This window comes from Dyella agri (genome assembly GCF_044904705.1).
Lineage (GTDB): Bacteria > Pseudomonadota > Gammaproteobacteria > Xanthomonadales > Rhodanobacteraceae > Rhodanobacter_A > Rhodanobacter_A agri.
Genome location: NZ_JADIKL010000015.1, coordinates 34,419 through 60,242, shown reverse-complemented (window position 1 = coordinate 60,242; position 25,824 = coordinate 34,419). Strand labels below are relative to the sequence as shown.

The 25,824-nt window shown below is 68.3% G+C and carries 27 protein-coding genes and 1 riboswitch; of the genes, 20 read left to right on the top strand and 7 right to left on the bottom strand.

The annotated features are described in order from the left end of the window. The first annotated feature begins 2 nt into the window (after positions 1–2). Both ISP14_RS17935 and ISP14_RS17930 read left to right on the top strand, forming a co-directional pair. Positions 3–530: a P-loop NTPase family protein gene (locus ISP14_RS17935; RefSeq protein WP_404542570.1), complete on the top strand. Its 528-nt coding sequence runs from the start codon at positions 3–5 to the stop codon at positions 528–530. 90 nt (positions 531–620) lie between these two features. Continuing rightward, entirely contained in the window at positions 621–1,112 is a 492-nt protein-coding gene (locus ISP14_RS17930) for an asparaginase domain-containing protein (RefSeq protein WP_404542568.1), read from the top strand. 147 nt (positions 1,113–1,259) lie between these two features. Here ISP14_RS17930 and sufT read toward each other — a convergent pair whose 3' ends face one another. Next, on the bottom strand, positions 1,260–1,817 hold the full coding sequence (gene sufT / locus ISP14_RS17925) for a putative Fe-S cluster assembly protein SufT (RefSeq protein ID WP_404542566.1): 558 nt from the start codon (positions 1,815–1,817) through the stop codon (positions 1,260–1,262). Positions 1,818–2,040: 223 nt separating this feature from the next. Here sufT and ISP14_RS17920 point away from each other — a divergent pair, with 223 nt between their 5' ends. Next, positions 2,041–2,463 (top strand): hypothetical protein, encoded by a 423-nt coding sequence (locus ISP14_RS17920; protein WP_404542564.1) that lies wholly within the window; start codon positions 2,041–2,043, stop codon positions 2,461–2,463. 294 nt (positions 2,464–2,757) lie between these two features. Here ISP14_RS17920 and ISP14_RS17915 read toward each other — a convergent pair whose 3' ends face one another. Together ISP14_RS17915 and ISP14_RS17910 are read right to left on the bottom strand one after the other, a co-directional pair. Then, complete coding sequence (locus ISP14_RS17915; protein WP_404542562.1) at positions 2,758–4,227, bottom strand: NAD(P)(+) transhydrogenase (Re/Si-specific) subunit beta; 1,470 nt, start codon at positions 4,225–4,227, stop codon at positions 2,758–2,760. Beyond that, the gene (locus tag ISP14_RS17910; RefSeq protein WP_404542560.1) at positions 4,224–4,526 is read right to left on the bottom strand and encodes an NAD(P) transhydrogenase subunit alpha; all 303 of its coding nucleotides are present in this window, start codon (positions 4,524–4,526) and stop codon (positions 4,224–4,226) included. The genes ISP14_RS17915 and ISP14_RS17910 overlap by 4 nt, the downstream gene beginning before the upstream one ends. Positions 4,527–4,679: 153 nt before the next feature. On the opposite strand from ISP14_RS17910, the gene ISP14_RS17905 reads away from it, so the two are divergent. The 3 genes from ISP14_RS17905 to ISP14_RS17895 are packed head-to-tail and all read left to right on the top strand — an operon-like array spanning position 4,680 to position 6,194. Beyond that, complete coding sequence (locus tag ISP14_RS17905) at positions 4,680–5,267, top strand: RNA polymerase sigma factor (protein ID WP_404542559.1); 588 nt, start codon at positions 4,680–4,682, stop codon at positions 5,265–5,267. Beyond that, positions 5,264–5,710 (top strand): hypothetical protein, encoded by a 447-nt coding sequence (locus ISP14_RS17900; RefSeq protein ID WP_404542557.1) that lies wholly within the window; start codon positions 5,264–5,266, stop codon positions 5,708–5,710. The genes ISP14_RS17905 and ISP14_RS17900 overlap by 4 nt, the downstream gene beginning before the upstream one ends. A gap of 4 nt (positions 5,711–5,714) precedes the next feature. Next, positions 5,715–6,194, top strand: a complete 480-nt coding sequence (locus ISP14_RS17895) for a DUF3106 domain-containing protein (protein ID WP_404542554.1) — start codon at positions 5,715–5,717, stop codon at positions 6,192–6,194. Positions 6,195–6,216: 22 nt separating this feature from the next. On the opposite strand, the gene ISP14_RS17890 is transcribed toward ISP14_RS17895, so the two are convergent. Then, on the bottom strand, positions 6,217–7,317 hold the full coding sequence (locus tag ISP14_RS17890) for an NAD(P) transhydrogenase subunit alpha (protein WP_404542551.1): 1,101 nt from the start codon (positions 7,315–7,317) through the stop codon (positions 6,217–6,219). Positions 7,318–7,429: 112 nt separating this feature from the next. On the opposite strand from ISP14_RS17890, the gene ISP14_RS17885 reads away from it, so the two are divergent. From ISP14_RS17885 to ISP14_RS17860, 6 genes are all read left to right on the top strand, one after another. Further along, positions 7,430–7,855, top strand: a complete 426-nt coding sequence (locus ISP14_RS17885; protein ID WP_449757837.1) for a cytidine deaminase — start codon at positions 7,430–7,432, stop codon at positions 7,853–7,855. A 49-nt stretch (positions 7,856–7,904) separates the two neighbouring features. Next, positions 7,905–8,474 (top strand): nitroreductase family protein, encoded by a 570-nt coding sequence (locus ISP14_RS17880; protein ID WP_404542548.1) that lies wholly within the window; start codon positions 7,905–7,907, stop codon positions 8,472–8,474. Beyond that, on the top strand, positions 8,462–9,385 hold the full coding sequence (locus tag ISP14_RS17875) for a 5'-3' exonuclease (RefSeq protein WP_404542545.1): 924 nt from the start codon (positions 8,462–8,464) through the stop codon (positions 9,383–9,385). Before ISP14_RS17880 ends, ISP14_RS17875 begins: the two co-directional genes overlap by 13 nt. A 27-nt stretch (positions 9,386–9,412) precedes the next feature. Then, a complete protein-coding gene (locus ISP14_RS17870) occupies positions 9,413–10,237 on the top strand; it encodes an AraC family transcriptional regulator (protein ID WP_404542543.1) in 825 nt (274 codons plus the stop codon). Between the two features lie 64 nt (positions 10,238–10,301). Then, the gene (locus ISP14_RS17865; RefSeq protein WP_404542541.1) at positions 10,302–11,282 is read left to right on the top strand and encodes a DMT family transporter; all 981 of its coding nucleotides are present in this window, start codon (positions 10,302–10,304) and stop codon (positions 11,280–11,282) included. Between the two features lie 167 nt (positions 11,283–11,449). Next, positions 11,450–12,097, top strand: a complete 648-nt coding sequence (locus ISP14_RS17860; RefSeq protein WP_404542538.1) for a glutathione S-transferase family protein — start codon at positions 11,450–11,452, stop codon at positions 12,095–12,097. Positions 12,098–12,186: 89 nt separating this feature from the next. Here ISP14_RS17860 and ISP14_RS17855 read toward each other — a convergent pair whose 3' ends face one another. Genes ISP14_RS17855 through metX form a run of 3 tightly spaced genes read right to left on the bottom strand, consistent with a single transcriptional unit; the run spans position 12,187 to position 15,528 of the window. Beyond that, a complete protein-coding gene (locus ISP14_RS17855; RefSeq protein ID WP_404542536.1) occupies positions 12,187–13,269 on the bottom strand; it encodes a homoserine dehydrogenase family protein in 1,083 nt (360 codons plus the stop codon). Further along, positions 13,266–14,456 carry a cystathionine gamma-synthase gene (metB, locus tag ISP14_RS17850; protein WP_404542534.1) on the bottom strand — a complete coding sequence of 397 codons (1,191 nt, stop codon included), beginning with the start codon at positions 14,454–14,456 and terminating at the stop codon, positions 13,266–13,268. The genes ISP14_RS17855 and metB overlap by 4 nt, the downstream gene beginning before the upstream one ends. Before the next feature lie 49 nt (positions 14,457–14,505). Then, positions 14,506–15,528, bottom strand: a complete 1,023-nt coding sequence (metX, locus tag ISP14_RS17845; protein ID WP_404542531.1) for a homoserine O-succinyltransferase MetX — start codon at positions 15,526–15,528, stop codon at positions 14,506–14,508. A 78-nt stretch (positions 15,529–15,606) separates the two neighbouring features. Then, positions 15,607–15,720: riboswitch (SAM riboswitch) on the bottom strand. Positions 15,721–15,924: 204 nt separating this feature from the next. Between metX and ISP14_RS17840 the strand changes: the two genes are divergently transcribed. The 8 genes from ISP14_RS17840 to ISP14_RS17805 all read left to right on the top strand — a co-directional run bounded on the left by ISP14_RS17840 (position 15,925) and on the right by ISP14_RS17805 (position 25,799). Beyond that, complete coding sequence (locus tag ISP14_RS17840) at positions 15,925–16,152, top strand: hypothetical protein (RefSeq protein WP_404542529.1); 228 nt, start codon at positions 15,925–15,927, stop codon at positions 16,150–16,152. Positions 16,153–16,219: 67 nt separating this feature from the next. Then, the gene (locus ISP14_RS17835) at positions 16,220–16,939 is read left to right on the top strand and encodes a 2OG-Fe dioxygenase family protein (RefSeq protein WP_404542527.1); all 720 of its coding nucleotides are present in this window, start codon (positions 16,220–16,222) and stop codon (positions 16,937–16,939) included. A gap of 72 nt (positions 16,940–17,011) precedes the next feature. Then, positions 17,012–18,613, top strand: a complete 1,602-nt coding sequence (locus ISP14_RS17830; protein ID WP_404542525.1) for a peptide chain release factor 3 — start codon at positions 17,012–17,014, stop codon at positions 18,611–18,613. 88 nt (positions 18,614–18,701) lie between these two features. Further along, a complete protein-coding gene (locus ISP14_RS17825) occupies positions 18,702–19,607 on the top strand; it encodes a CPBP family intramembrane glutamic endopeptidase (protein WP_404542523.1) in 906 nt (301 codons plus the stop codon). Between the two features lie 120 nt (positions 19,608–19,727). Continuing rightward, positions 19,728–23,366, top strand: a complete 3,639-nt coding sequence (locus ISP14_RS17820) for a response regulator (protein ID WP_404542521.1) — start codon at positions 19,728–19,730, stop codon at positions 23,364–23,366. Positions 23,367–23,368: 2 nt separating this feature from the next. Further along, positions 23,369–24,229 (top strand): CheR family methyltransferase, encoded by an 861-nt coding sequence (locus ISP14_RS17815; RefSeq protein WP_404542518.1) that lies wholly within the window; start codon positions 23,369–23,371, stop codon positions 24,227–24,229. After that, positions 24,226–24,795 (top strand): chemotaxis protein CheB, encoded by a 570-nt coding sequence (locus ISP14_RS17810; protein WP_404542516.1) that lies wholly within the window; start codon positions 24,226–24,228, stop codon positions 24,793–24,795. The genes ISP14_RS17815 and ISP14_RS17810 overlap by 4 nt, the downstream gene beginning before the upstream one ends. After that, complete coding sequence (locus tag ISP14_RS17805) at positions 24,792–25,799, top strand: diguanylate cyclase domain-containing protein (protein WP_404542514.1); 1,008 nt, start codon at positions 24,792–24,794, stop codon at positions 25,797–25,799. Before ISP14_RS17810 ends, ISP14_RS17805 begins: the two co-directional genes overlap by 4 nt. Positions 25,800–25,824: the final 25 nt, after the last annotated feature.

The following is a 25,824-nucleotide window of genomic DNA, read 5'->3' as shown; positions in this document are numbered from 1 at the left end:
CCATGCGGTTGCCGGCGTTGGGAAGGCGCATCTGCATCCTGGGTCCGTCCAACAGCGGCAAGTCGACACTCGCCAACGCGATTGCGCGCAAACACGGGCTGCCGGCAATCCATCTCGATCAGCTGCACCACCTGCCCGGCACGGACTGGCAACCGCGCCCTCCGGACGAGTTCACGGCCTTGCACGATGAGGCGATCCTCGGCGACGCCTGGGTCATGGACGGGAATTATTCCAACTGCATGCCGCAGCGCCTCCAGCGCGCGACAGGCATCATCCTGCTGGACATATCGACCCCGCTCAGCCTGTTCCGGTATGTGAGGAGATGCCTGTCGGGCCGAGCCAGGGCCGGCGCACTGGAAGGCGGCGGCGACCGCATCAAGTGGGAGATGATCCACTACATCGCCGTCGTCACGCCGGGAAACCGCAGGCGCAACGCTGAACGCTATCGCCAGATCCTGCTGCCGAAGATCCGGCTCGCCTCTGCGCGTGCCATCGGCCAGTGTTACCGGCAGTGGGATCTCGAAAGATGACCGGCGCACGGAACGTTTGCGGAAACCTGCGGTTCCGGTCCCGTACGGTGCGGCGTTAGACTGGCGGCCCTCCTCGATCCGGCTCGGACCATGCAGCATCTCACCATCGTCACCACCGGCGGCACCATCGACAAGATCTATTTCGACGACAAGTCGGACTACAAGATCGGCGCGCCGCAGATCGGCGAGATCCTCGGCCAGCTCGGCGTGGCGTTCCAGTTCGACGTGATCCCGATCCTGCGCAAGGACAGCCTGCACGTTACCGACGAGGACCGCGCGCTGATCCGCTCCACCATCGAGGCGCAGCCGCACCGCCACGTGCTGGTCACCCACGGTACCGACACCATGGTGGAGACCGCACACGTGCTGGCGGGCATCCCCGGCAAGGTGATCGTGCTCACCGGCGCGCTGAACCCCGCGCGCTTCCAGGGCTCGGACGCGGTGTTCAACATCGGCTGCGCGGTGGCCGCGGTGCAGACCCTGCCCGACGGCGTCTACATCACGATGAATGGCCGCGTGTGGGACCCGGCCAAGGTGCGCAAGAACCGGGCAGAGAATCGCTTCGAGGAAGTGCGGGGCTGATTTTCTTCCTCTCCCCTCCGGGGAGAGGATCGAGGTGAGGGGGCACGCCCGCAAGAACGCCTCAACGAAAGCGCGCTCCGACGTTCCATTTTCGCAAGACAACCCCTCACCCCAGCCCTCTCCCCGCAGGGGAGAGGGAGCCAAGCATCAAAGCATCCCGGTTTCCAGCTTCGCCAGCTCGGACATCATCGAGTGGTTCCACGGCGGGTCGAACACCAGGTCGATGTCGGCCTCGGCGATGGTGGGGATCATCTCCAGCTTGGTGCGGGCGTCGTCCACCAGGATGTCGCCCATGCCGCAGCCGGGCGCGGTGAGGGTGAGCTTGACGTAGACCTTGCGCTGGCCGTCCTCGCGCTGCTCCAGGCTGAGGTCGTAGACCAGCCCCAGTTCGACCACGTTCACCGGGATCTCCGGGTCGAACACGGTGCGCAGCTGATCCCAGGCCAGCTTCTCCACGTCGGCATCGGTGGCATCCGCCGGCACTTCGATCGGCGGCGGCGGCTCCTTGCCCAGCGCGTCGGCGTCCTTGCCCGCGATGCGGAACAGGTTGCCTTCCACGTAGACGGTGAAGCTTCCGCCCAGTGCCTGGGTGATGTAGCCGCTCTGGCCGGCGGGCAGGCTCACCGTTTCGCCCTGCGGCACCATCACCGCCTCGCAGTCGCGCATCAGGGTGAAGGGTTCGCTGCTCAGACTGAAACCACTCATGCCACTCGCCAATCCGTCGTCAATGATGGGCGCCACGGGCGCGCCAAGCTGTCTATTATGCCGTGCCGCGGCGCCGCCTACCTGCTTCAGATCAGGCCGGCGCCATGGAATTGCAAGCTACGACCGGCTCGCGCGCGGCGACCGGCAGCGGCGACCGGCTATGATCGGCGCTTTGCCCGCCGGACTGACGCATGCGCCACCTCCCCTCACTCCGCCCCGCGCCATGAAGCCTCTCGACGTACCGCTGTATCTGTTCGCCCTGTTCTGCGCCGCGATGATGGGTATGGCCGTGGGCGCGACGTGGATGGTGGCGGCCATGTATATGAGCCGGCCCGCGCCCTGGCTGGCGCTGGTGGCAGGCGTGGTGCTGGCGTGGGCGGTTCGCCACTGGATACGCCGCCCCGGACCCGGTGCGGCCGTGCTGGCGGCCTTCGCCACCCTGCTGGCGGCGCTCTACTTCAACGTGCTGATGGCCGCGATCAAGCTCGCCGGCAACTTCGGCCTGCGCCTCACCGATACCTTGCACACGGCCGGCGCCGGCATGTTGGTGTCGCTGGCGCGGCTGGGTCTGCGTCCGGTCGACTGGGCCTGGTACGCAGCAGGTGCGCTGCTGGCCGCCTGGCTGGCCTGGCGGCGAGGGCGATGATCCTTGCGGCCACCTTGGCCGCATCCCCGTACCTTTGCGATCATCTCTGATCGCCAGAATCACACGGGCGACCGTCCATGGCCGCACTCTCGCTATGTCTTTGCGATCATCCCTGATCGCCAGAATCAAATGGGCGACCATCCATGGCCGCACTCTCGCTATGCCTTTGCGATCATCCCTGATCGCCGGAATCAAATGGGCGGTCATCCATGGCCGCACTCTCGCTATGTCTTTGCGATCATCCCTGATCGCCAGAATCAAATGGGCGGCCATCCATGGCCGCACTCTTCAATATCAGGTATCCAGCGCCTTCAGCTCGCTGACCAGCTGGCCTGCGGCGGCCTGGCCGTCGCCGTACAGCATGCGGGTGTTGTCGGCGTAGAACAGCGCGTTCTCGATGCCGGCGAAACCGGTGCCCTTGCCGCGCTTGACCACGATGACATGCTTCGCCGCCGCCACGTCGAGGATCGGCATGCCGTAGATCGGCGAGGACGGATCGGTCTTCGCCATCGGATTCACCACGTCGTTGGCGCCGATCACCAGCACCACGTCGGTATTGGGGAATTCGGGGTTGATGTCGTCCATGTCCTCGATCAGGTCGTAGGGCACGCCCGCCTCAGCCAGCAGCACGTTCATGTGCCCGGGCATGCGGCCGGCCACCGGGTGGATCGCGAACTTCACCTTCACGCCGCGCTCGATCAGCAGCTTGGCGAATTCCCACACCTTGTGCTGCGCCTGCGCCACCGCCATGCCGTAGCCCGGCACGATCGCCACGCGCTCGGCATAGGCCATCATCACCGCCGCGTCGGCGGCCTCGATCGGCTTCTGCGCGCCGGCGATTTCCTGCGCCGCACCGCCCGCCGCCGCGCCGAAGCTGCCGAACAGCACGTTGCCCAGCGAACGGTTCATCGCCTTGGCCATCAGCTGGGTCAGCAAGGTACCGGCCGCACCCACCACCATGCCGGCGATGATCATTGCCTCGTTGCCCAGCACGTAGCCCTCGAATGCCACCGCGAGGCCGGTGAAGGCGTTGTACAGCGAGATCACCACCGGCATGTCGGCGCCGCCGATGGGCAGCGTCATCAACAAGCCGAACAGCAGGGAAAGGACGAAGAAGGCCGCGATCACCGGCAGTTCGAGGTGCCCGGTCAGCAGCATCGCGCCATGCACCAGCGCCAGCAGCAGCACCAGCAGATTCACCACGCGCTGGCCGGGGAACACGAAGCGCTTGTCCATCCAGCCCTGCAGCTTGGCGAAGGCGACCAGCGAACCGGAGAAACTCACCGCGCCGATCAGCGCGCCCAATACGCCAAGCAGCAACGCCACCGGCGACAGCGGGGCCACCGCGGCAACCTGATGCAACGCACCCATCGCCCAGCTTTCCGGTCGCAATGGCGACGTATCCGGCACCGCCACCGCGGCGCGCTGCACGTGCGCCACCAGCTCCGCCGCGCCGATGCCCGCCGCCGCGCCGCCGCCCATGCCGTTATACAAAGCCACCATCTGCGGCATCGCGGTCATCGCCACGCGACGGCCGCTCCACCAGGCCGCAGCCACGCCGATCAGCACCGCGGCAAGGATCAGCCCCCGGTTGTGTATGTCGGGCAGCGCGAACGTGGCCAGCACCGCCAGCAGCATGCCCACGCCTGCCCACACGATGCCGCCGCGCGCAGTGCGCGGCGAACTCATGCGTTTCAGGCCCAGGATGAACAGCAGTGCGGCGAGGAAATAGCAGGCCTTGACCAAGGTGGGCAGCCAGCTCATGCCTTGTCCCCCGGCTTGCCGGCGCTGGGCTTGAACATCTCCAGCATGCGCTCGGTGACCACGTAGCCGCCGGCGGCGTTGCCGGCGCCGAGCAGCACGGCGAGGAAGCCCAGGCCGGTCTCGAACGGCGTGGAGGCATGGCCAAGCGCTATCATGGCGCCCACCAGCACGATGCCGTGAACAAAGTTGGAACCGGACATGAGCGGGGTGTGCAGGATCACCGGCACCCGCGCGATGATCTCGTGGCCGGTAAACGCGGCCAGCATGAAGATGTACAGCGCCAGGAACCCGTCGATCATGACCCCGCCCCCAATGAGTGCCGCCTGCCGGAACACCGGCATTCCCGCATCATACGGGTGCCGGTCAACCCGCGCGAGCCTGCAGCGTTGAGCACGGGTGTCGATCCGATGGAGCCCAGGCATGCATCTGCCGACGATGCGGACGAGGCGGCCATGAACAGCCTCGCCGGCGCACTCGATTCCGAACTGCTGGCCGAGACTGCGCAGGAGACCCCGGCCACCCTCGACGCCTTTCTGGCGCAGGTGGAGCGGCGCGCCTTCCGCGTGGCCGAACTGAACCTGCGCCAGCGCGAGGACGCCATGGACGCGGTGCAGGACGCCATGTTGCGGCTGGTCAAGCATTACCGCGACAAGCCGGCCGGCGAATGGGCGCCGCTGTTCTGGGGCATCCTGCGCCGCCGCATCGTCGACCTGCAGCGCCGCCGCAAGGTGCGCTCGATCGTGGTGGGCTGGCTGGGCGGCGGTCGCGACGACGAAGGTGACGAGTTGCCCAGCTGGGAGCCGGCCGACCACGGTCCGGGTCCGTTGGATCGCGTACAGGACGCGCAGTCCTGGAGCGACCTCAGCGCCGCGCTGCGCGAATTGCCGCAGCGCCAGCGCGAGGCCTTCATGTTGCGCATGCTCGAGGGTCTGGACGTGGCCGAGACGGCGCAGGCGATGGGCTGCTCCGAAGGCAGTGTGAAAACGCATCTGTCGCGCGCCATGCAACGGCTGCGCACGCAATTGGAGGACTGGCGATGAACACGCCTGACACGCGCAGGCCCGATACGGGCAGGCCGGACAACATGACGGACAAGCCGCTGGAACAGCGCGCCCGCACCCTTTACCACGAGGCCGCGCGGCGCATCGACCCGACCACCGCCGGACGCTTGCGCGCCGCGCGCCGCGAAGCGCTGGCCGGCACGCAGCACGGGCATCGCCCGCACCACCTCGCCCGCTGGCTGGTTCCGTCCGGTGCCTGCGCGATGATCGCGCTGGCCGCCTTGCTGGCATGGCCGTCCGCGCCGCGCCCGACCGCCGAAGCCCCGGCCACCGCGGCCACCGCGGCGGCCGCCGCCGGCAACGGCAGCGAGACCGACAATGCGCTGCCGCCCGACCCCGAGCAGGCCGATCCCAACCTGTACCAGAACCTCGACTTCTACGGCTGGCTGGCCGCCAACGACAGCCAGCCGCCCACCCACTGAATCCATGACCTCATCCGCCCGCCCGCTGCTGTCGCTTGCCCTCGCTGCCCTGATCGGCGGCCTCGTCGCGCCTGCGCTGCACGCGCAGAACGCGCCCGCGCCGACCACATGGAACAGCCTCACGCCTGCCCAGCGCGACGTGTTGGCGCCTTTGCATCAGGAATGGAACAGCATGCCGCCGCGGCGGCAGCAGCGCCTGCTGGAGAAAAGCGAGCACTGGGTGACCCTGCCCCCCGGGAAGCGCGACGAGATCCGCGAGCGGATCCAGCACTGGCAACAGATGACGCCGAACGAACGCCAGCAAGCACGCGAGAACCAACGCCTGTTCCACCAGCTTCCGCCCGCACAGCGCGACCAGCTGCACGCGGCCTACCAGCGTTTCCAGCAGTTGCCGCCGGAGCGTCGCGCCCAACTGATGAAGCAGTGGCACGCGATGCCGCCCGCCCAGCGGTTGCGCTGGCTGCACCAGGCCCCGGGGCGCTGACCGGCGCGGGGCGCCGGTGCGATCAGCCTTTGAACAACACCTCGCCGGCACGCACCAGGCAGCTTTTCGCCACCAGTTCGTCGTCGTAGTCCGGCTGCAACGCCCCGTCCTTCAGCAGCAGTTCGGCGAAGTTCGCCACGTTGCGCGCATACATCTCCGAGGCATGCAGCGGCGCGCCGGCCGGCAGGTTGAGCGGCCCCAGGATGGTGACGCCGCCGTGCTCCACGCGCTCGCCCGGCCGGGTCAGCTCGCAATTGCCGCCGCTCTCGGCGGCAAGGTCGACGACCAGCGCGCCAGGCTTCATGCCCGCGATCATCGCGGCCGACAAGATCTTCGGCGCCGGCCGGCCCGGCACCGCCGCGGTGGAGACGACCACGTCGAACACCTTCAAGTGTTCGGCCAGCGCCTGTTGCTGCGCCGCGCGCTCCTCCACCGACAGCTCGCGCGCATAACCGCCGCTACCCGCGGCACTGACACCGAGGTCGAGGAACTTGGCGCCCAGCGACTCGACCTGTTCGCGCGTCTCCGGGCGTACGTCGTAGCCCTCGGTCTGCGCGCCCAGCCGGCGCGCGGTGGCGATCGCCTGCAGGCCGGCCACGCCGGCACCGATCACCAACACCTTGGAAGGACGGATGGTGCCCGCGGCAGTGGTGAGCATTGGGAAGAACTTGGGGCAGGCCTCGGCGGCGATCAGCATGGCGCGGTAACCGGCCACCGCCGCCTGCGAGCTCAGCACATCCATCGCCTGCGCCCGCGTGGTACGCGGCAACAACTCCAGCGAGAACGCGCTGAGCCTGCGCGCGGCCAACGCCTCGATACGCGACGCCGCGCCGTAAGGACGCAATTGCCCCACGACCACGGCGCCTTCGCGCAAGGCTGCGAACACCGCATCGTCCGGCGGCAGCACGCAGGCCAGCAGGTCGGCCTGTGCCAGCACGCCCGCGGCGTCGGCGAAATCCGCATTCGCATAAGCGTCGTCCGGGAAACCCGCGGCCGTGCCCGCGCCGCGCTCAAGCAGCACGCGCAAGCCCTTGCCGCTGAGCTTCTTCGCCATCTCGGGCGTGATCGCCACACGGCGTTCGCCGGCGGCGGTTTCGCGCAAGGCGGCAACGGTGATCGGCATGGCGCATCCCCTGCTGGAAGATCATTGCATCTTGCCACGACTGCGCGCGTTTGGACGCCTCGCCCACGGCGCGCTACTCTGACCCGCCGCCCGGGGGAACACGGAGAACACGATGTCCGTTTCCATCCCGCATGACGAACTGCTGGCGCTGGCGCGCGCCGCACGCGAACAGGCGCATGCCCCGTATTCCGGCTTCGCTGTGGGCGCGGCCCTGCTGGCCCGCGACGGCCGCCGCTTCGCCGGCTGCAACGTGGAGAACGCCTCCTACGGCCTGTGTAACTGCGCCGAGCGCACCGCCTTGTTCGCCGCCATCGCGGCCGGGTGCAAGCCGGGCGACTTCGCGGCGATCGCGGTGATCGCCGACACCACGTCGCCGGTAAGCCCCTGCGGCGCCTGCCGCCAGGTACTCAGCGAGCTGTGCGACGGCGATATGCCGGTGTTGCTTGCCAACCTCAACGGCGATACCAGCCAGACCAGCGTGGCGGCACTGCTGCCCGGCGCGTTCACACTGCCCCCGCGCCGAGCGCCTGTTCAATAGCTTCGCATCGCGCGGGTTACCATGCGGCTTTCCGCGACGCGATCCCGCCATGGCCACCCCGCTCGAGCTGCTGCAGCAGCGCCACTCCGTTCCCTCGCGCCAACTGGGCGAACCTGCGCCCGACGAAGCCACGCTGCGCGACCTGCTCGACGCCGCGATCCGCGTGCCGGATCACGGCAAGCTGGTGCCGTTCCGCCTGATCCGCCTTGCGGGCGAGGCCAAGCTGCGCTTCGGCGAGCGATTGGCAGAACTTGCGATCCGCAAGCAGCCCGAACTCTCTGAAGCCAAGCGCGAGAAAGAACGCCTGCGCTACACCTTCGCACCGTTGGTGATCGCGGTGGTCGCGCGGTTCGACGACAGCAGCACCGTGCCGGAGATCGAACAGCGCCTGTGCGCCGGCAATGTGGCCTACAACATCTTGCTCGGCGCGTATGCACTGGGCTACGGCGCGCAATGGCTCACCGGCTGGGCCGCCTACGATCCCGACGTGGCATCCCTGCTCGGCCTGGCCGCCAACGAGCACGTGGTCGCCTTCGTGCACCTGGGCACGCCGCAGGTCGAGGTTCCCGACCGCGAACGCCCCGCGCTGGCCGACCTGCTGAGCACGTGGGCGCCGTGAACGCGAACCGTCGCAACGCCGCGCATCTGGTCGACGGCAGCCTCTACGTGTTCCGCGCCTGGCATTCGATGCCGGACGAATTCCACGACGCCGACGGCCATCCAGCCAACGCCGTGCACGGCTACACGCGCTTCCTGTGCGAACTGCTGGAAAAGGTGCGGCCGGAGCGCCTGGCAGTGGCCTTCGATGCCTCACTCACCAGCTCGTTCCGCAACGCCATCTACCCGCCCTACAAGGCCAACCGCGAACTGCCGCCGCCCGACCTGGAACGCCAGTTCGTGCTGTGCCGCGAAGTCACCGCGGCGCTGGGCATCCCGGTGATGATCGACCACAGCTACGAGGCCGACGATCTGATCGGCAGCGCGCTGTGGAACCTGCGCGCGCATGGCGTGCCCGGCGTGATCGTCTCCGCCGACAAGGACTTCGGCCAGCTGCTGGGCGAGCACGACGAGCAGTGGGACTACGCCCGCAACCTGCGCTGGGGCCCCGCCGGCGTGCACGAAAAACTCGGCGTGCACCCGCACCAGGTGGCCGACTACCTCGCTTTGTGCGGCGATGCGGTGGACAACATTCCCGGCGTGCCCGGCATCGGCGCCAAGACCGCCGCGGCCCTGCTCAGCCACTTTGGCAACCTCGAAGCGCTGCTCGAACGCGTGGACGAAGTGGCCTTCCTGCGCCTGCGCGGCGCCGCCAGCTGTGCCGCGAAACTGCGCGAACACGGCGAACAGGCACTGCTCTACCGGCGGCTTACCCGCATCGCGCTCGATGCGCCGGTGCCGGAGGGTGCCGACGCGCTGCGTCGCCGGCGCGGCGACGGCAGCGCGCTGCAGGATCTGTGCGAACGCCTGCGCTTCGGTCCACTCACGCGTAGCCGGCTGAGCGCTCTGGCCGGCGGGGATGCGGACGACTGAAACGCCGCGGCGTGCCATCATCGGCGCATGCAAGGCGTACCCGGCCAGTTCGATCACCCCGCCGACACGGCGCAGTTCCGGCATCCGCCACACCGCGCCGTCATCGAGCTGTATCGCGCGCATATCGTGCGGCACGCCTTCGATCTGCATTGCCATGACGGCTTCGGCCTGGGGGCGATCGAATCCGGCGTGGAACGGTTCCGCTACCGCGGCGCCGAACACCTGGCGCCGCCTGGCTCGCTGGTGACGATGAACGCCGACGAGCTGCACACCGGCAGCGCCGAGACTGCAGGCGGCTGGCGCTACCGCATGATCTATATCGACCCGGTGCTGACGGCACAGGTCTCCGGCGAGCCAGGCTGGTGGTTCGACCAGGCGGTGCGCACGGACCAGAGTGGCGCACACGAAGTCGCCGCCCTGCTCGACGCGCTCTGGCAAGCCGACGAGCCACTGGCCTTCGACAGCTTGCTTGCGGTGCTGCTCGACCGTTTCCGCACACATGCCCGCACGCCACGCCCGGCGCCGGTGCAGGCGGCCATGCGCTTCGCGCCGGTGATCGACTATCTGCATGCGCACCTGGCCGACCGCCTCAGCCTCGACCAGCTGGCCGCCGTGGCCGGACTCAGCCCGTTCCATTTCCTGCGCCAGTTCCGCGCGCAACATCACGCCACCCCGCAGCAGTTGCTGATGGCGTTGCGGCTGTCCCGCGCCAAGCGCCTGCTCGATACGGGCGAGCCGCCGGCCCAGGTGGCAGCGGCCACCGGCCTCAGCGACCAGGCCCATCTCACCCGTGCGTTCGTGCGGCGCTATGGCGTGACGCCGGCGCGCTACCAGCGACAGGTACGAAGCTGAGCACGGGCACGCCCACAGCAATCTGCTTCAAGACGGACGCCCCGCGGCACGCCACGCTGCGCGCATGTTGAAAGGAACCCTCTACGCACTCGTGGCCGGCCTGATGTGGGGCATGGTCTTCGTCGCGCCCTTGTTGTTGCCGGACTACCCGCCGGCCTTGCAGTCGGTAGCGCGCTATCTCGCCTTCGGCCTGATCGCGCTGCCGCTGGCGTGGCTGCACCGCGGCGCGTTGCGCCGGCTCGACCGCGCCGACTGGATCGAGGCGATCAAGCTCGTCACGGTGGGCAACCTGCTGTACTACCTGTGCCTGGCCAGCGCCATCCAGCGCGCCGGCGCACCACTGCCCACGATGATCGTCGGCACCTTGCCGGTGGTCATCGCCATCGCCGCCAACCTGCGCAACGGCCGACGCGATGGCCGGCTGCCATGGCTGCGGCTGGCTCCCCCGCTGCTGCTGATCGTCGCCGGCATCGCCAGCGTGAACCACGCCGAGCTGGCCGCGTTGCGCCACACGCACGAAGACCTCGCGCGCTACGCCGCCGGCGCCCTGTTCGCCTGCGGCGCCGTGGCCTGCTGGACCTGGTATCCGCTGCGCAACGCCGACTGGCTGCGCCATCACCCCGACCGCAATCCGCGTGCCTGGGCCACGGCGCAAGGGGTGGCCATGCTACCCCTGGCAACGCTCGGCTATGCCATGGTCTGGGGCGCAATGAAGGTCGGCGGCAACGCTTTTCCGATGCCGCTGGGGCCGCACCCCGCGCTGTTCGTCGGCCTGATGGCGGCAATCGGCCTGTTCGCCTCGTGGCTGGGCACGCTGTGCTGGAACGAGGCCAGCCAGCGCCTGCCCACTGCACTGGTCGGTCAACTGATCGTGTTCGAGACGCTTGCCGCGCTGGTCTATGCCTTCGTGCTGCGCCATCACCTGCCGGCGCCGCCGGCCCTGTTCGGTATCGCGCTGCTGGTGGCCGGCGTGGTGCTGGCCGTGCGCGTGAAACCCGTGCTGCTGCCCGTCGCCGAAGCAGGTGGCGGCCCCATCGCGGGCTGAGTGTTCACCCGGCCGGGTCCGCCTGTCCAACTTGAGGGTGGAGTGCAGCGAACGCCGGCACCTGGTCAACTCCGACAACAATCGCCCGGCTTGTCGAAAAGACTTCTGCCCGCTCGTCGCTGCCGTGAAAGGTCGCCATCGCGACCTCGCTCCGCAAGGAAACCCTCATGAGCCTGTTGCTCTACATGCACCCCTTGTCCTCGTTCTGCCACAAGGTACTGATCGCCTTGTACGAGAACGACACGCCGTTCGAACCGCGCATGGTGCGTCTGGACGACGAAGCCTCGCGCGAGGATTTCCGGAAGGTGTGGCCGATCCTGCGCTTTCCGGTGCTGCGCGATGAGGCGCGCGGCCGGACCGTGCCGGAGTCCAGCATCATCATCGAGTACCTGGCGCTGCACTATCCCGGCCGCACGGCGCTGCTGCCCGCCGATCCGCAGGCCGCGCTGGAAGTACGCGAGCGCGACCGTTTCTTCGACCTGTACCTGCACGTGCCGACGCAGAAGATCATCACCGACCGGCTACGCCCGGAGGACGGTCACGATCCCGTCGGCGTGGCGCAGGCGCGTGCGCAGTTGCGCACGGCCTATGCGCTTGTCGAACAGGACATGCGCGAGCGCACCTGGGCAACCGGCGATACATTCACCATGGCCGACTGCGCGACGGCGCCGCCGCTGTTCTATTCCGACTGGGCCGAGCCGCTGGACGACTTCCCGCATCTCGCCGCCTACCGGCGGCGATTGATGGAGCGCCCCTCTTTCGCCCGCGCGTTGCGCGAAGCGGAACCGTACCTGCAATACGTGCCAAAAGCGTAACCGCAGGAGCGCACCCCGTGCGCGATGGCTCTGGCCTCGGTCAAGCGCCAGGGCATTCGCGCACTGGGTGCGCTTCTACACCACAGCTTTCAGCCCAATGCCAGCACGTCGCCCAGCAAGGCTTGCGCCGTGACCTCCGGCCCCGCGCCCGGCCCTTGGATCACCAGCGGCTGGGTGTGGTAACGGGTGGTGGTGAGCGCGAACTGGTTGTCGGTGCCGTAGAGGCGCGCGGCGGGATGGTTGGCCGGCACCTCGGACAGGCCCACGCGGGCCCGACCGCGCTGGTTGAGCCGGGCCAGAAAACGCAACACGTTGCCGCGCGCCTTCGCCTCGGCGTGGCGGGCGGCAAGCGGCTCGTCGAGCTCTTCCAGGCGATCCAGGAAAGCCTCCGTGCCCAACGCTCGCAATGACTCGGGCACCAGGCCTTCCACCTGCACCTCGTCCCAGCCCAGCGCGAAGCCGGCGTTGCGGGCGATGATGAGCAGCTTGCGCGCCACGTCCTCGCCCGAGAGATCGGCGCGCGGATCGGGTTCGGTGTAGCCGCGCTCGCGGGCCTCGCGCAACAGCACGGAGAACGGCCGGCTGCCGTCGTAGCTGTTGAAGAGGTAGGAGAGCGAGCCGGAGAACACACCTTCCAGCGTGAGCAGCGCGTCGCCGCACTGGCGCAGCCGGCGCAGTGTGGAAAGCACCGGCAGGCCGGCGCCCACGGTGGCGGAATCGCCATAACGCGCACCGTTGGCCAACGCAGCCTGCAGCGTGCGCCAGCCCGGCAGTTCGCCGCCGCCCAGCGACTTGTTGGCGGTAACCACGTGGTAGCCATGTGCCAGCCATTCCGCATGGCGCGCCGCGAGTTCGGCGCTCGCGGTGGCGTCCACGATCACCTTGATCGCCGCGCCGCTGGCATCAAGCGCGGCGAGCAAGGCCGCGTCGTCGCGCTGCGCACCAGTGCTCTTCAGCTGCTCGCGCAGGTTGCGTTCGGCAAGCTTCACGGGTTCGGTCTGCTGACGGCGCGAGTTGGCCGCGCCGACCAGCCGCAGCGAGGCGGCGGCTGGTGTATTCAGCAGCTTGAGGAAAGCTCCGCCGACGACGCCGGTGCCGAGCAGCACCACGGCAATGGCGGGCACCGGCTCACACTCCGCCGCCGGCACGGCCTGGGCCAGCACCGCGTTCATGCACCCACCGCGCGTTTGGATTTGCTCGCGGCCACGGCGCGCGCCAGCCCGGCATCGAGGTCACGCAGCAAGTCGTCGCCGTCCTCGATGCCCACCGACACGCGCAGCAAGGCATCGGCGATGCCGGCCTTGCGGCGCGCTTCCGGCGCCATCGCAGCATGGGTCATGGTGGCGGGATGCGCGATCAGACTCTCCACGCCGCCCAGCGATTCGGCCAGCGAGAAGTATTCAAGGCCATCGACGAAGGCAGCGATCTGTGCCTCGTCGCCTTCCAACTCGAAACTGAGCATGGCGCCGAAACCCTGTTGCTGGCGCGCGGCCAGCGCGTGGTACGGGTTGGACGCGAGGCCGGGGTAGTACACCTTGCGCACCGCGGCATGGCCGTCCAGGTGCGCGGCGATGCGCTCGGCGTTCTCCTGGTGCTGGCGCAGGCGCACGCCCAGCGTGCGCAGGCCGCGCAGGGTGAGGTAGCTGTCGAACGGCGCGCCGGTGAGGCCGTTGCAGTTGCCCCACCACTTGAGCTGCTCGGCCAGCTCCGGCGTGCGCGCCACCACGGCGCCGCCCACCACGTCGCTGTGGCCGTTGATGTACTTGGTGGTGGAATGCACCACCACGTCGGCGCCCAGCGCTAGCGGCTGCTGCAGGGCGGGCGAGAGGAAGGTGTTGTCCACCACCACCAGCGCGCCCGCGGCGTGCGCGGCCTGCGCCACGTGGCGGATGTCGGTGATGCGCAGCAGCGGGTTGGACGGCGTTTCCACCCACACCAGCGCAGGCTTGGCGGCAAGGCCGGCAGCCAGCGCTGCGGGATCGGTGAGGTCGGCGAACTGCACCGCGAAGCGGCCTTTCTTCGCCCAGGCGTCGAGGATGCGCCAGGTGCCGCCGTAGCAATCGTGCGCGGCCAGCACCGTGGCGCCGGCCGGCACCAGTTCCAGCGCCAGCGCCACTGCGGCCATACCGCTGGCGGTGACTACCGCGCCCGCGCCCTGCTCCAGCTCGGTCAGCGCATTTGCCAGCAGATCGCGCGTGGGGTTGCCGCTGCGCGAGTAGTCGTAGGGGCGCTTCTTGCCGAAACCCTCGAAGCTGTAGTTGGTCGACAGGTGCAGCGGCGGCACCACCGCGCCGTGCTGGGTATCGCTCTCGATGCCGGCGCGAACCGCGCGGGTACAGGGGGATGTGGTTTCGCTCATGGTGGTACTCCCGAAATTCAAAGTCGCGATGGTGTCGTCGTAGTGAGGCTCAGCGCAGGGCTTCGCGCAGCAGTGGCGCGAGTTGCTCCGGCTCCTTGAGGAAGGCGTCGTGGCCGTAGGGCGACTCCACCACTTCCAGCGTGGCCGGGCCGCGCAGGCGGCGCTGCAATTCGCAAAGGTCGGCCAGTGGCACGAGGCGATCGGAGGGAAAACCGATCAGAGTGGCCGGCAGCGGCACCTGCTCGGGGGCCACGTCATGCAGGTCGATGGACTCGGACAGCGCCAGGAAGCGCTCGGCGTCGAAGCGCTCGACAAAGCGGCGGCCCTGGTGCTCCAGGTAATCCTCGACCGGGAAATGGAAGCGATCCCCGCGCCATTCCGGCCCGCCGGCGAAACGGCGGCCGAACTCGGCACTGCCGCGATAAGTGGTCATCGCCAGCTGGCGCGCCAGCGCCAGCGCCTCGTCCAGCTGGCCGCTCTGCTGGCCTAGCCGCACGATGCCGCGCTGCACGCTGCGCTGCGCGGTGGAGAGCGGATGCGCGCGGTGCGCGCCACACAGCAGCACCAGCCGCCCCACCCGTTGCGGGTGCCGCGCGGCGAAGGCCAGCGCCACCATCGCGCCATAGGAGGAACCCACGAAAGCGTGCGCCCTGGCGATGCCGAGCGCATCCAGCAGCGCTACCAGTGCGTCGGCCTGATCCTCGCTGGAGATGGTGGCGGTGCCGAGTTCGGCCGGGGTGAGCCAGTCGATCGCCAGTACGCGGAAGCCGCTGAGGTCGATCGCGGCGCCCTCGGCCACCAGTTCCTGCCACCAGCCCGGCGCCGCATCGGCCGGCGCGGTGACGTCGCGGTTCGCGGAGATGCCGCCCTGCACGATCACGGTGGGTGCATCCGGCGCACCGCTCCACAGGTAGCGCACATCGACCTCGCGCGGGCCGCTGCCGTACTTCGGGTTGAGCACCAGCCGCCGCGCGCTGCGCTGCACGCCAAGCCCGCCACGCGCACGCGGCGCGACGGGAAGCGCGATCACCTCGGCGCTACAGGGGGTGCGGGTTTCGGGCAGCTGGCTCATGCGTCTCTCCGTTCGGCATCGCCCTGCGGATGCCGGAGAGGAGCCCCGCGCGTACGGCACGAAGCCGACTGCGCAAGCCGCCCATCTGCCGGCGGGCGCCATGCGCCGCCGCAGGAGTTGGCACCGTCGCGGAACATTCCGCAGGTTGCCCCGGCTTCAAAGGGCCTGTCCCTCAGCCGGTCTCGATGAGTGCGGACGATATTGCCGATGCCCCGCCATCCTGTCAATAGACGTCTAAACGTCTGGACGTTCATATGCATATTCGTGATATGTATTGGCCGTCTGCGCAAAGGCCGGCGCAAGCTGAAGCCCCACCTGCGCCTGGTGCCCGCGCCTCACCCCCAATCCCCTGCCCCAGTGCCGACCAAGAGCATCCAAGCAGGCCTTTCCGCCCGCGTGGGCCGCACCCCGTTGATCCGCCTGCGCTATGCCAGCGAGCTCACCGGCTGCGAAGTACTGGCCGACGCCGGCACGCGCTACCAGGCCAAGCTGTTCAATCCCGCCTTCCTGCGCGAGAAGGGCATCCCGGTGCCGGCGTGGCTGGAGCAGGCGTTCCCGACCGGGGCACCGATCCGGCCACCTCATGCGGAAGTCGCGCCTCGCGCCTTCGCAAAAGCACTCTGAGGTACCGCCCCGGCACGGCCATCGGCAAGCCAGTGCCGTTTCATGCGCTTCCTGCTAGCTTGCGCGCATGAACGCCCCCACGCCCCCCGATTTGCGCGCCGCGCTGCGACGCGACGGCTTCACCTTCGTCACCGCCGATGCCATGCGCGGCCTGCTCGACGCTGCCACGCTGGCCGACTGGCCTGCCTTCGCCGCGAGCTGGGACGATCTCGGCGAAGACAGCTACCTCGCCGCACGCGGCCGCCAGCGTCGCCGCCGGCACGCGGTGTTCGCCGCCGATGCCGACGGCACGATCCGCCGCGAACCGCACCAGCCGCATTACCAGAGCCTGGCCTACAACACGCTGCAGGGTGACATCGAGCGCTGGTTCGAACCGGTCGTGCCGGCGATCGCGGACAGCGCCAGCCTGCAACGCATCCTCGCGTTCTGCCGCGACGGTTTCGGCGCACTGGCGCCGGCGGCACAGCACTGGCGCATCGAGGTGCATCAGTTCCGCATCGAGGCAAGCGCCGGCGAGGCCGGCGAACCCACGCCCGAAGGTGTGCATCGCGACGGCGTGGACTATGTGCTGGTGCTGCTGATCGACCGCGAAAACATCGAACGTGGCACCACCACCATCCATGCGCCCGACGGCCGCGAACTGGGCCAATTCACCCTCGCCCATACCTTCGACGCCGCCCTGCTCGACGACCACCGCGTGTTCCATGGCGTCACCCCGGTGGTGCCCAAGGATCCCGGGCGGGCGGCGCATCGTGACGTACTGGTGGTGACGTTCAAGGCGGCCTGAACCAGGCCCTGCATGACAGGCGGGCCGCCCCGCTACAATAGGCGGTTCACGCTACGCGCCTACCCCATCGCCATGTCCAGTCATCTCGCCGAAACCCACCGCCGCCGCACCTTTGCCATCGTCAGCCATCCTGACGCGGGCAAGACCACGCTGACGGAAAAGCTGCTGCTGTTCGGCGGCGCGATCCAGATGGCCGGCTCGGTGAAGGGCCGCAAGGCCGCGCGCCATGCAACGTCCGACTGGATGGCGCTGGAGAAAGAGCGTGGCATCTCGGTGACGTCGTCGGTGATGCAGTTCCCTTACGAGGGCAAGATCGTCAACCTGCTCGACACCCCCGGCCACGCGGACTTCTCCGAGGACACTTACCGCGTGCTCACCGCGGTGGACTCGGCGCTGATGGTGATCGACTGCGCCAAAGGCGTTGAGGAACGCACAATCAAGCTGATGGAGGTGTGTCGCCTGCGCGACACGCCGATCATGACCTTCATCAACAAGCTCGACCGCGAAGGCAAGTCGCCGATCGAACTGCTGGACGAGGTGGAATCCGTGCTCGGCATCGCCTGTGCGCCGCTGACCTGGCCGATCGGCATGGGCAAGCGGCTGAAGGGTGTGTACCACCTGCTACTGGATGAAGTGCACCTGTTCGAGCAGGGCAAGAACTTCACCCGCCAGGACTCCACCATCTTCAAGGGCCTGGACGCACCGGGCCTAGAAGCAGCCATCGGCAGCGAGGCGCTGGCCGAGTTGCGCGACGAGCTGGAGCTGGTACAGGGCGCCGCGCCCTCCTTCGACCTGGACGAGTACCTCGCTGGCAAGCTCACCCCGGTGTTCTTCGGCTCGGCGGTGAACAACTTCGGTGTGCAGCTGCTGCTGGACTTCTTTGTCGAGCACGCGCCCGCGCCACGCGCACGCACCACCACCTCGCGCGAAGTGCAGCCGGAGGAGGAAAAGCTCACCGGCTTCGTATTCAAGATCCAGGCGAACATGGACCCCGCGCACCGTGACCGCGTGGCCTTCATGCGCGTCTGCTCGGGCACCTACAACGCCGGCATGAAGATGATCCAGACGCGCACGAACAAGGAAGTGCGCATCGCCAACGCGCTCACTTTCATGGCCTCGGACCGCGAGATCGTGGAAACCGCCTACCCCGGCGACGTGATCGGCCTGCACAACCACGGCACCATCTCCATCGGCGACACCTTCACCGAGGGCGAGCCTGTTTCCTTCACCGGCATCCCCAACTTCGCGCCCGAGCTGTTCCGCCGCGCCCGCCTGCGCGACCCGCTGAAGATGAAGGCGCTGCAGAAGGGCTTGGCGCAGCTGTCCGAGGAGGGTGCCACCCAGTTCTTCCGCCCCTTGATGTCGAACGACCTGATCCTTGGCGCGGTGGGCGTGCTGCAGTTCGACGTAGTGGCTTACCGGCTCAAGGACGAGTACGGCGTGGACGCCGCGTTTGAGCCGGTGACCGTGGCCACCGCACGCTGGGTGCATTGCGACGACGCGAAGAAGCTGGAGGAGTTCCGCGAGAAGAACGCGATGAACCTCGCCATCGACGCCGCGGGCGAGTTAGTCTACCTGGCGCCCTCGCGGGTGAACCTGCAGCTGGCGCAGGAACGTTCGCCGGCGGTGCGCTTCTCGGCCACGCGCGAGCACGCGACCGCGATCGAGGCGTGACCTCTGGCAAGGCATGACTGAGGTCACTGGGCGCCGACTTGCGGCGCCCGGCAGACTCATGCCCACCAACAATCACCAAGGGGTTTTCATGATCGTCTCCGGCCAACAGGTCGCTTTCGTCACGCCCGCAGGCACGCCCGGCTGGCAACGCTGGATGGTGTTTTCGCCACTGGCGCGGCTGCTCGCCTTCGTGATCGTGTTCATTCCCGGCGTGAGGCTGGTGGAATTCGCCATGCACATGCTGGGATGGACCAGCAAAGGCACGCCACTGCAGGCAGGGCTGGGCCAGATGGTTGGCCGCATCCTCCCAGCCCTGGTGGCCTACCTGGTGGTGACCTTCTTGATCGAGCGCCGCAAGCCGGCCGAACTGCTGTCGCGCAACGCTGCATCGCGGGCCATCGTCGGCATCGCGGCTGGCGCCGCCCTGTTCAGCACCGTGGTCGGCGTACTCTGGCTGCTGGGTGTCTACCACGTCACCGGGTTCAATCCGCATGCCAACTGGGTGACACCGTTGCTGATGGTAGGTATCGGTGCCGGCGTGGGCGAGGAGATCATGTTCCGCGGCGCGCTGTTCCGCTTCGTGGAAGAAGGCCTCGGCACCTGGGCGGCGCTGCTGGTTTCGTCGCTGTTCTTCGGCCTCGCCCATGCCGCCAATCCTGGCGCCACGGTGTGGAGCTCGCTGGCGATCACGGTCGAGGCGGGGCTGCTGTTCGGCCTGCTGTACAACGTGACCCGCTCGCTGCCGCTCTGCATGGGCCTGCATGCAGCCTGGAACTTCTGCCAGGGCACGGTCTACGGCATCCCGGTGTCGGGCATGAAGGCCGATGGCTGGCTGGTGTCCACGCGCACCGGGCCAGACTGGCTCAGTGGCGGCGTGTTCGGCGCCGAGGCTTCGGTGGTGGCCTTGACGCTGTGCCTGCTGTGCTCGACGGCCCTGCTGGTGCTGGCCCTGCGTCAGCGCTCGCTGGTACCGCCCAGCTGGCGGCGCCGCTGAGCCCGCGGGGCGCCCGGCTATGGCTGGGCGCCCGCAACGGTTACCCTGTGCGCAGCAGCAGCCCCGCGCACGGCAGGGACGTGCGACGGCCAGTCCACCGACATGCCCGGCGACACGACCATGCCCGCGACTAACCGCACGACGCCCCGCAAGTACTCCTGGCTGGCCAACCAGCCGATCCAGCGCAAGATCCAGCTGGCCATCGCGCTGCTGCTCGGCGTGGCGCTGGCTGCCAACCTGATCACGCTGGATTCGCTGCGCCAGCAGGACGTGGCGCGGCACTGGTATGTGCATACCTACGCCGTGCTGCAGCAGATCGACGAAATCCACGATACGACCGCGGCCGCCCAGCTCGGCGTGCGAGGCTATCTGCTGAACCGGCGCACCGAGGAACGCGACGCCTACCTGACCGGCATGCAGGCACTCGGCGGACAGCTCCGCCAACTGCGCGAACTGACCGCAGACAACCCGTTGCAGCAGACGCGCATCGACCGGCTCGAAGCCGCGATCGCGCAATGGCACCAGGAAGCAGACGACCGCGTGGCGGTTCCGATGGCACGCTTGGACACACTGGATCCGACGCAGCAGGCAGCGGAGCTGCAGCGCATCCAGGCCATTTACATGGATCACCGCTCGGTGCGCGCCAGCGACATCCTCAACCTGCTCGCCCAGATGACCAGCAGCGAACAGAGCCTGCTGGCCAGCCGTACCGCGCGCCTGGACGATCTGATGGCGCGCACCCGCGTGATCGACGCGGTGGTCACCCTGCTCATGCTGGTGCTGGGCCTCTGGGTGATCGTGCTGTGCTACCGACTGATCACCCGGCCGCTGCGGCGCATGACCGACAAGATGAACCAGCTCGCCGCGCATGACCATAGCATCGTGATCCGCCAGATAGAGCGTCGCGACGAGATCGGCGAGATCGCCCGCGCGCTGCAGGTATTCAAGGAAATGGCCATCGAGACGCACGACAATGCCCGGCTGAAGAGCCAGGTCGCGGCGATCTCGCAGCAGCTGCAGGAGGCCACTACCCACCGCGGGTTCGCCGAGCAGCTGACCGAAGAGCTGATGCCGCTGCTCAAGGCCGGCGTCGGCGTGCTCTACCTGCACGACGAAGCCAGCGGCCGGCTCGACCTGATCGGCAGCTACGGCCTGCGACTGGGCAACCACCCCGCCGTGCGCTACATGCCGGGCGAGGGCCTGGTCGGCCAGTGCGCACTGGACCATCAGCCGATCGAACTGGATCATCTGCCGGACGACTATCTGCGCATCGACTCCGGCAGCGGCAACGCGCTGCCGCGCCATCTGCTGATCCTGCCCGTGCTGCTGCGCGACCGTCTGCTCGGCGTGCTGGAATTCGCCGGTTTCGAATCGCCAACGGCGCTGCAGCGGCAGCTGCTGGAACAGCTGCTGCCGCTGGTCGCCCTGTCACTGGACAACCTCAATCGCGCGGTGCGTACGCAGGATTTGCTCGAACAGACCCAGGAACAGGCCGACCAGCTGCGCGTCGGCAGCATCACGATGCGCCAGCAGCAGGACGCGCTGCGCGAGTCGCACGACCACCTGGAAACGAAGACGCTGGAACTGGAGGAACAGTCGCAGCGCCTGCTGGTTTCCGAGGAAGAGTTGCGCGTGCAGGCGGAGGAACTGCAGGCTTCGAACGAGGAGCTGCGTCTGCAGAGCGACACCTTGCAGGAACAGAAGCGCACGCTGGAGGCATTGCAGGCGGAGACGTCTGAGAAGGCACAGGAACTGGCGCGCGCCAGCCAGTACAAGAGCGAGTTCCTCGCCAACATGTCGCATGAGCTGCGCACGCCGCTGAACAGCTTGCTGATCCTCTCGCGCAGCCTGGCGGAGAACACGGGCGGCCGGCTGGACAGCGAGGAGGTCGAATCGGCGCAGATCATCCACGACGCCGGCAGCAGCCTGCTGCGCCTGATCAACGACATCCTCGACCTGTCCAAGATCGAGGCCGGCAAGATGGAGCTGGCGCTGGACGACTACGCGCTGGAGGACCTTGCCCGCAGCCTGCGCCGCAACTTCGACCACGTGGCCCGCGACAAGAAGCTGGACTTCGGCGTGCAGGTGGCCGATGGACTGCCCGAGCGTACCCACACCGATCCCGGCAAGCTCGAGCAGATCGTCAACAACCTGCTGGCGAACGCTTTCAAGTTCACCGCCACCGGGTCGGTGCAGGTACGTATCGGGCGCCCGGCAGCCGACCTGGCGCTGCCCGCGACACTGGCGGGCCAGCCGCTGTTGGCGATCAGCGTGACCGATACCGGCATCGGCATTGCGGCCGACAAGCAGGAAAAAGTGTTCGCCGCGTTCGAGCAGGTCGACTCCAGCACTAGCCGGAACTACGGCGGCACCGGCCTGGGCCTCAGCATCTCGCGTCGCATGGCCGGGCTGCTCGGTGGCGACATCATGCTGCGCAGCGAAAGCGATCGCGGCAGTGAATTCACGCTGTTGCTGCCGGAGCATGGCGTACCCGCCACCTCGGCCACGACCACGACCACGGAACCGCCCGCCGCGGCACCGCCACGGCCGCTGCCCAACCTGGCGCTGCGGCCAGGCACCCTGCCCGACGATCGCGAGCGCCTTGTCCCGGGCGAGGCACCCATCCTGATCGTCGAGGACGACCCTGCATTCGCGCGCATCCTGGCCGACATGGTGCGCCAGAAGGGCCATTCCATGCTGCTCGCTACCGACGGCGAGAGCGGGCTGGAGCTGGCACGCCGCTATCGCCCGCTGGGCATCCTGCTCGACGTGATGCTGCCGGGTATCGACGGCTGGACCGTGATCGAGCGATTGCAGGCCGATCCGAGCACGCGCTCCATCCCGGTGCATTTCCTCTCCGCCGCCGATGGCGCCGAGCACAGCCGCGAACTCGGTGCGGTGGGCTTCCTCACCAAGCCGGTCAGCCGCGAACAGATCAACGATGCGGTCGACCGCCTGCTGCACGTGGCGCGCGACCGCACGCGCCGCCTTCTGGTGGTGGACGACGACGTAGCCGAACGCAGCGCGCTGCGCAACCTGCTGCGGCAAGACCGCGTCGAGATCGACGAGGCGGGCTCCGCCGAGCAGGCGCTGGAACAGATCGCAGGCGGCGCCTACGACTGCATCGTGCTCGACCTCGGCTTGCCGGGCCTCTCCGGCATGGAGCTGCTGGAACGCCTCGCCGCCGGTGGCAGCGTGCCGCCAGTGGTGATCTATTCGGGGCGCGATCTCAGCCGCGAGGAGAACCTGCGCATCCGCCAGTACACCGACAGCATCGTGATCAAGGGAGCGCGCTCGCCGGACCGGCTGCTGGATGAAGTCAGCCTGTTCCTGCACCGTATCCGCCAACAGCCTTCCGCGAGCGCGGCCGATATCGCCGACGGGCTGCAAGGCCACCATCTGCTGCTGGTGGACGACGACATGCGCAACCTGTTCGCCTTGTCGAAGGTGCTGCGCGGCTGGGGGCTCAAGGTCAGCATGGCGCAGGACGGCCCCAGGGCGCTGCGCATGCTGGAGGAGGAGGATGCGCTGGAACTGGTGCTGATGGACATTATGATGCCCGGCATGGACGGCTATGAGGCGATCCGGCAGATCCGTGCCCAGTCACGCCTCGCCCAGCTGCCGATCATCGCGCTCACTGCCAAGGCCATGCGCGGCGACCGCGAACAATGCCTCGCCGCCGGTGCGAACGATTACCTCTCCAAGCCGGTCGACCTCGACAAGCTCAATTCGATGATCCGCGTCTGGCTGCGCCGCTGACCATGGACCGTGCGTCCGACGACATCGAGCTGGAGGGCATCGAGCTGGACCTGTTCGTCGAGGCGATGCGGCGGCGCCATGGCTACGACTTCAGACAGTACGCGCCAGCCTCGCTGCTGCGCCGCGTACGCCAGCTGGCGACGAACTTCGGCGACGGCGCGATCAGCGCGCTCACCCACCGACTGCTGCACGAGCCGGAGTTGCTGCCGCAATTGCTGGAAGGACTGTCGGTACCCGCCTCGGACATGTTCCGCGATCCCTCCGTATTCCGTACCCTGCGCGAGCAGGTGCTGCCGATGCTGGCCTCGTACCCGCAGATCACCATCTGGCAGGCGGGTTGCGCGCACGGCGAGGAAATCTATTCGCTGGCCATCCTGCTGGAGGAGGCCGGGCTGTACGAACGCAGCCAGATCTTCGCCACCGACCTCAGCGCCCGCGCGCTGGAGCGCGCGCGCGAAGGCATCTACCCGTTGCGCGTGGCCCAGCAGTGGTCGCGCAACTATCTGGCGGCAGGCGGCAACCACTCGCTGGCCGACTACTACAGCGCGCGCTACGGTCTGCTCAAGCTCGATCGGCGGCTGCGTCGCCATGTCACCTTCGCCCAGCACAACCTGGCGACCGACACGGTGTTCTGCGAGGCGCAGCTGGTGCTGTGCCGCAACGTACTGATCTACTTCGCCAATCCGCTGCAGCAGCGTTGCCTGGCGCTGTTCCGCGATTCGCTGGTGCGTGGCGGCTTCCTCTGCCTCGGGCTGCGCGAACGCCCGGACTCCGCCGAAGCCGCGGCCGATTTCGCGCCCGTCGACGCCAATCTGCGGATCTACCGGCGCAGCACTACAGCCGCGACGGAACCGGCGCCATGAAGCGCCCGGCCGCCATCGTGCTGGGTTGCTCGGCCGGCGGCCCCGAGGCGCTGAAGGCCGTGCTGGGCGGGCTCGATCCGCACCTGCCGCAGGCGGTGCTGGCCTGTTGCCACACCGGCTCGGAAACGGTGGAGCTGCTGTGCGAACTGCTGGCCCGCGCCTCGCGACTGCCGGTGATCGAGGCCGCGGAACGCGCACCGGCGCGCGGCGGCGTGGTACAGGTCGCCCCCGCCGGCTACCACCTGCTGGTGGAACACGATCTGCATTTCACGTTGTCGGCGGATCCGCGCGTCAACCTGTCGCGCCCCTCGATTGACGTCCTGTTCGCCTCTGCTGCCGCAGCATGGCGCGACGCCGTGGTCGGCGTGGTGCTCAGCGGCGCCAACGCCGATGGTGCCGACGGCCTGCGCGAGTTGCGCCGGCTCGGCGGCTGCGCCATCGTGCAGTCGCCTGACAGCGCGGTGGCGCGCACGATGCCGCAGGCGGCTATCGACCGCGCCGGCGCCGACCACTGCGTGCCACTCGATGCGATTGCCCCTTTGCTCAACCAGTTGTGCCTGCCATGAACGAAACGCGCCCCAAACTCCTGATCGTCGACGACACCCGCGCCAACCTCGTGGCCATGCGCCACCTGCTCGGCGACTGCGGTGCTGAACTGGTCGAGGCAACCAGTGGCAACGAAGCGCTGGCGCTGTGCCTGGAACATGCCTTCGCGCTGATCCTGCTCGACGTGAACATGCCCGACATGGACGGCTTCGAGGTGGCTACCCTGCTCGGCGAGACCGAGCAGCTGCGCGACACACCGATCATCTTCGTCACCGCCGCCTACGCCGACGACCTCAACCGCCTGAAGGGCTACCGCTCCGGCGCGGTGGACTACATCGCCAAGCCGATCAACGACACCATCCTGCGCTCGAAGGTGCGCGTGTTCCTCGAACTCTACAATGCGCGCATGCAGTTGCAGGAAACGCTGGGCGAGCTGTCCGATCGCAACCGCCAGCTGCAGGAAGAGATCGCCGAACGCCAGCGCATCGAAGCCCAGGTGCGCCACCAGGCCACCCACGACATGCTCACCGGCCTGCCGAACCGCGCTCTGTTCCACGAACGCCTGCGCGGTGCCATCGCACAAGCCGTGGATCACGGACGCGGCTTCGCACTGGCCATGCTCGACATCGACGGCTTCAAGGCCGTCAACGATACCCACGGCCATCCTGTCGGCGACGCCTTGCTGGTAGCCATCGCCGCTCGCCTGCGCGAGCACGTGCGCGCCGGCGACACCGTGGCCCGGCTGGGCGGCGACGAGTTCGCGCTGATTCTCGAGGACGCCACCGAACTGCAGCTGCTGCTCCAGCGCTGCCAGCAGCTGTGCGACCTGCTCGCCCTGCCCTATCCGCTGCCTACCCCGTCCGGCGAAGTGGTGGCCCGCGTCAGCGCCAGCATCGGCATTGCACTGTGGGCTGCCGAAACGTCCTCGGACGAGGCCTTGATCCAGGCAGCCGACCGCGCACTCTACCGGGCCAAGCGCGCCGGCAAGAACCGCTGCCTGCTCGACGTACTGGACGCCGCCTGACAACCCGCCTGCGGCAAGCGAACGG